The sequence below is a fragment of the Mesorhizobium sp. M7A.F.Ca.MR.362.00.0.0 genome, assembly GCF_004023175.1.
In the GTDB taxonomy this organism is placed as follows: domain Bacteria; phylum Pseudomonadota; class Alphaproteobacteria; order Rhizobiales; family Rhizobiaceae; genus Mesorhizobium.
On record NZ_RZTF01000539.1, the window covers coordinates 1 to 1,422 of the forward strand.

A 1,422-nucleotide genomic window follows, 5' to 3' on the forward strand; every position below is an offset into this window, starting at 1 on the left:
TCAGCCGACCCCACCCGACCGCTTCGCGGCCACCCTCCCCTCGAGGGGGAGGGGGACGCCGGCGCCCCGCAATCGATGAGGTTTTAGAGCATGGCCGCACCCGGCGAGAATTTGCGAATCAATTCAGACCGTTTGTGGGATTCCATCATGGAGATGGCGAAGATTGGCCCCGGCATTGCCGGCGGTAACAATCGCCAGACCGTGACCGACGAAGACGGCGAAGGGCGGCATCTGTTCAAGCGCTGGTGCGATGCGGCCGGGCTCGAAATGGGCGTCGATGAAATGGGCACGATGTTTGCCCGCCGCGAAGGCACCGATCCCAGCCTGCCGCCGGTCTATGTCGGCAGCCATCTCGATACGCAGCCGACCGGCGGCAAGTACGACGGCGTGCTCGGCGTGCTCGGCGGGCTTGAAGTGGTGCGCTCGCTCAACGATCTCGGCATCAAGACCAAACATCCGATCGTCGTCACCAACTGGACGAACGAGGAGGGCTCGCGCTTTGCGCCGGCGATGATGGCGTCCGGCGTGTTCGCCGGCGTGCTCGACCAGGCCGATGTGTACGGGCATGTCGACAAGCAGGGCAAGAAATTCGGTGAGGAGCTCGAGCGCATCGGCTGGAAAGGCAGCGAGAAGGTCGGCGATCGCAAGATCCACGCCTTCTTCGAACTGCATATCGAACAGGGTCCGATCCTCGAGGACGAAGATATCGACATCGGGGTCGTCACTCATGGCCAGGGCCTTAAATGGCTGCAGGTGACGCTGACAGGCAAGGAAGCCCACACCGGCTCGACCCCGATGCCCAAGCGCCGCAATGCCGGGCTCGGCATGGCCCGGGTGATCGAACTGGTGCATGAGATCGCCATGGACTACCAGCCGGACGCCGTCGGCGCGGTCGGCCACATGGAGGTCTATCCTAACTCGCGCAACATCATCGCCGGCCGCACCGTCTTCACCATCGACATCCGCTCGCCGGAAAAGGAAGTGCTGGACGCCATGGACGGCCGCATCCGGGAAGGCATCGACACGATCTGCGATGCACTCGACATCCGTTACGAGATCGAACAGGTCGGCGCTTTCGATCCGGTGACCTTCGATGCCGGCTGCGTCAAGGCGATCCGCGATGCCGCCGACCGCCTCGGCTATTCCCATCGCAACATCGTCTCCGGCGCCGGCCACGACGCCTGCTGGATCAACCGCGTCGCGCCCACCGCCATGGTGATGTGTCCCTGCGTCGATGGCCTCAGCCACAACGAGGCGGAGGAGATCACCAAGGAATGGGCCTCGGCCGGGGCCGACGTTTTGTTCCACGCCGTGGTGGAGACGGCGGAGATCGTCGGGTGAGAGGTCGGCGCAATCTTGATGAGGACCGAACGCTCAACGTGCTGCTGGGCTGGAAGGCGGATCCACCTCCATATCCAACAT

At 63.9% G+C, this 1,422-nt stretch carries 1 protein-coding gene; it reads left to right on the top strand.

Annotation, left to right across the window (positions count from 1 at the left end):
• Nucleotides 1-90: 90 nt before the first annotated feature.
• Entirely contained in the window at nt 91-1,341 is a 1,251-nt protein-coding gene (locus tag EOC06_RS34695; RefSeq protein WP_128309930.1) for a Zn-dependent hydrolase, read from the top strand.
• Nucleotides 1,342-1,422: the final 81 nt, after the last annotated feature.

Excerpts from the sequence above, each read along its gene's own strand:
- EOC06_RS34695 (WP_128309930.1), top strand. The coding sequence starts at position 91 with ATGGCCGCACCCGGCGAGAATTTGCGAATCAATTCAGACCGTTTGTGG.